The 3,541-nt window shown below is 73.9% G+C and carries 3 protein-coding genes; 1 reads left to right on the top strand and 2 read right to left on the bottom strand.

The window, feature by feature from the left end:
• Positions 1-46: 46 nt before the first annotated feature.
• Positions 47-892 (bottom strand): sugar phosphate isomerase/epimerase family protein, encoded by an 846-nt coding sequence (locus tag EEJ42_RS32950; RefSeq protein WP_123105647.1) that lies wholly within the window; start codon positions 890-892, stop codon positions 47-49.
• 55 nt (positions 893-947) lie between these two features.
• The gene (locus EEJ42_RS32945) at positions 948-1,877 is read right to left on the bottom strand and encodes a Ppx/GppA family phosphatase (RefSeq protein WP_123105645.1); all 930 of its coding nucleotides are present in this window, start codon (positions 1,875-1,877) and stop codon (positions 948-950) included.
• Between the two features lie 106 nt (positions 1,878-1,983).
• Here EEJ42_RS32945 and EEJ42_RS32940 point away from each other — a divergent pair, with 106 nt between their 5' ends.
• Positions 1,984-2,856 carry a DUF3109 family protein gene (locus EEJ42_RS32940; RefSeq protein WP_123105643.1) on the top strand — a complete coding sequence of 291 codons (873 nt, stop codon included), beginning with the start codon at positions 1,984-1,986 and terminating at the stop codon, positions 2,854-2,856.
• The last annotated feature ends 685 nt before the right edge of the window (positions 2,857-3,541 follow it).

The raw sequence follows: 3,541 nt of genomic DNA, 5'->3' as shown, positions 1-3,541 counted from the left end.
CGGCCGCGCCGGGGCCCCATGGCGGGCGGCTGGGGCGTGGCGGGGGTCACTTCCGGCGCACCGCCCTGCCCGTCCGGGAGGCCGGGGTCGGGGAGGCCAGGTGGAGGCGGGTGAAGGCCAGCGCCTCCGCGAGGTCGGCCTCGCGCTCGGCCTGGGACATGGCCCGCCGGGTGTTCACCTCGACCACCACGTGGCCGTCGAAGCCGGTCCTGGCGAGACGTTCCAGCAGTTCGGCGCAGGGCTGGGTGCCGCGGCCCGGCACCAGGTGCTCGTCCTTGTTGGAGCCCTGGCCGTCGGCGAGGTGGAGATGGGCGAGCCGGTCGCCCATCCGGTCGACCATGTCCAGGGCGTCCGTGCGGGAGGTCGCGGTGTGCGAGAGGTCGATCGTGAAGTGCCGGTAGTCGTCCTTGGTGACGTCCCAGTCCGGCGCGTACGCGAGCATCTCGCGGTCGCGATAGCGCCACGGGAACATGTTCTCCACCGCGAACCGCACATCGGTCTCGTCCGCCATCCGCCAGATTCCGCGTACGAACTCGCGGGCGTACGACCGCTGCCATCGGAACGGCGGGTGGACGACGACGGTGGACGCGCCCAGCCGCTCGGCCGCCGCCTTGGCCCGCTGGAGCTTGACCCACGGGTCGGTCGACCACACCCGCTGAGTGATCAGCAGACATGGCGCGTGCACGGCAAGGATCGGCACCCCGTGATAATCCGAGAGGCGGCGCAGCGACTCGATGTCCTGGCTGACCGGATCGGTCCACACCATGACCTCGACACCGTCGTAGCCCAGCCGCGCGGCGATCTCGAAGGCCGTCGCCGTCGACTCCGGATAGACCGAGGCGGTGGACAGGGCGACCTTCGCATCCGGGATGCGCACCACTGGCTCTGTCACGAGGGACAGCGTACGGCCGCTGCTCTGTGCGACTAAACCGCGACTGCGGATCACGTCATGTGGGCAGGTGGTCCAGGCGGCGCAGAATGACCCCCTCGCGCAGCGCCCACGGGCAGATCTCCAGCACGTCGACCTCGAACAGATCCATGGCGGCCTCGGCCACCAGCGCCCCGGCCAGCAGCTGCGGGGCCCGCCCCTCGGACACCCCCGGCAGCTCGGCCCGCTCCTCGGCGGGCATGGCGGTCAGCCGGGGAACCCACTCCTCCAGCGCCTTGCGGGTGAGCCTGCGCTCCACGTACAGGCCCTCGGCGGAGCGCGCCGCGCCCGCGATCCGGGCCAGCTGCTTGAACGTCTTGGAGGTGGCGACCACCTGGTCCGGGGTGCTGTGGCGGCTGAAGTCGCCCACGATGCGGGCGATCTCGGTCCGCACATGGCGCCGCAGGGCGCGGACGTCCGCCGGGTCGGGCGGATCGCCCGGCAGCCAGCCGGCGGTCAGCCGGCCCGCGCCCAGCGGCAGCGAGACGGCCGCGTCGGGCTCCTCGTCGAGCCCGTACGCGATCTCCAGCGAACCGCCGCCGATGTCCAGGAGCAGCAGCCGCCCCGACGACCAGCCGCACCAGCGGCGGGCGGCCAGGAAGGTGAGCCGGGCCTCGTCCTCGCCGCTGAGCACGCGCAGCCGTACGCCGGTCTCCTCGGCCACCCGGGCGAGGACCTCGTCGGCGTTGGCGGCCTCCCGGACCGCGGAGGTCGCGAACGGCAGCACCTCCTCGACGCCCTTGTCCTCGGCCGCCTCCAGCGCCTCCTTCACCACCGCGATCAGCCGGTCGACGCCTTCGGAGCCGATGGCTCCGTCGCCATCGAGGAGTTCGGCCAGCCGGAGTTCCGCCTTGTGGGAGTGGGCGGGCAGCGGGCGGGCGCCCTGATGCGCGTCCACCACCAGCAGATGGACCGTATTCGAACCCACGTCGAGGACACCGAGTCTCATGGCCAGAACGCTACTGTGCGCCTGGCGTGGTCATGCACGGGATCCCTGCTGTTCTCACGGGATCCCCGTCCCCGGTGCCGTCATGTCGGGGGCATACCCTTGCACCGTGGCAACGACGAAAAAGGCGAAGCAGGACAAAGTCCGGAAGAACGCCCCGGGGCCGGAGCAGGACCAGCGGGCCGAGGATGCGGCCCCGTCCCCGGCGGCCCCGCCCGCGGCGGCCCCGCCCGCGGACGAGGTCGGCCTGGACTTCGCCCGCGCCTGGGTCGAATTCCCCGACCCCGCCGACGAGGAGCAGGTCTTCCGCTGCGACCTGACCTGGCTGACCTCGCGCTGGAGCTGCATTTTCGGCCAGGGCTGCCAAGGCATCCAGGGCGGGCGCGCGAGCGACGGCTGCTGCACCCTGGGCGCGCACTTCTCGGACGAGGAGGACGAGGAAAGGGTCGCCCGCCATATGGCCCGGCTGACCCCGGAGGTCTGGCAGTTCCACGACGAGGGCCACGCCCGGGGATGGGTGCAGGAGGACGAGGACGGCGACCGCCAGACGCGCCGTTACGAGGGCTCGTGCATCTTCCAGAACCGCCCCGGTTTCGCGGGCGGCGCGGGCTGTGCGCTGCACATCCTCGCGCTGCGGGAGGGGCGCGAACCGCTGGAGACCAAGCCGGACGTGTGCTGGCAGCTGCCGGTGCGGCGGTCGTACGAGTGGATCGACCGCCCGGACGACACCCAGGTGCTCCAGATCACGATCGGCGAATACGACCGCCGGGGGTGGGGCCCGGGCGGGCACGACCTGCACTGGTGGTGCACGTCGGCTGTGTCGGCGCACGGTGCCGGGGATCCGGTGTACGTGTCGTACCGGCCGGAGCTGACGGAGCTGATGGGGAAGGCCGGGTATGACCGGCTGGTGGAGCTGTGCGAGGCGCGGTTGGCGGCGTCGTTGCCGCTGGTGGCCCCCCACCCGGCGGACCCGGCGGGCTGAGCCCGTTCCCGATTCCAGGGGCTGCACCCCCTGGGCCCCCGCCACTTCCGGGGCGCTGCCCCGAGCTCCCGGCACCCGCGGCCGTGGTGGGCTGAGGACGGATCTTTCCCCTACCCGCCCCTTCCCGAAACCGGGGGCTCCGCCCCTGGACCCCCGCCCCGTTCGGGGCTCCGCCCCGGAGCCCTGGCGCCCGCGGCATCGGGTGCGGCGGGCCTGCGGCCGTGGTGGGCTGAGGGCTCTTCCCCCACCCCGCCCCTTCCCGAAACCAAGGGGCTGCGCCCCTGGACCCCCGCCCCGTTCGGGGCTCCGCCCCGGGCCCCGGCTCCCGGGCTTGGGGCACGGCGGACCCGTGCCAGGACTCGTACTGCGGGTCCGGTGGCGGGGACCGGGCCCGAACCGGGGCTGCCTCCCGTGGCCCCGGCGCCCGCGGCTCCGGAGCCTGGCGGGCTGAGGTCTTCCCCGCCCCACCCTTCCCCGTAACCAGGGGGCTGCGCCCCCTGGAACCCCGCCCCGTTCGGGGCGCCGCACCGAGCCTCCGCCGCCCCGGCTTGGGGCACGACGGACCCGCGGATCGCCGTGCCGCGACGTCCCGCTCGGCCCCGGCCCCGGCGCCTGCGGCTTCGGCGAGCGCCGGGGCGCTAGTCCTTGGGGGATGGGGAGTCCGAGGGGGATGGGGCGGAGGGGG

Origin of the sequence: Streptomyces botrytidirepellens (assembly GCF_003721215.1) — a bacterium.
Lineage (GTDB): Bacteria > Actinomycetota > Actinomycetes > Streptomycetales > Streptomycetaceae > Streptomyces > Streptomyces himastatinicus.
The sequence above is the reverse complement of the archived record's forward strand: the minus strand, read 5'-3'. Positions and strand labels throughout refer to the sequence as shown.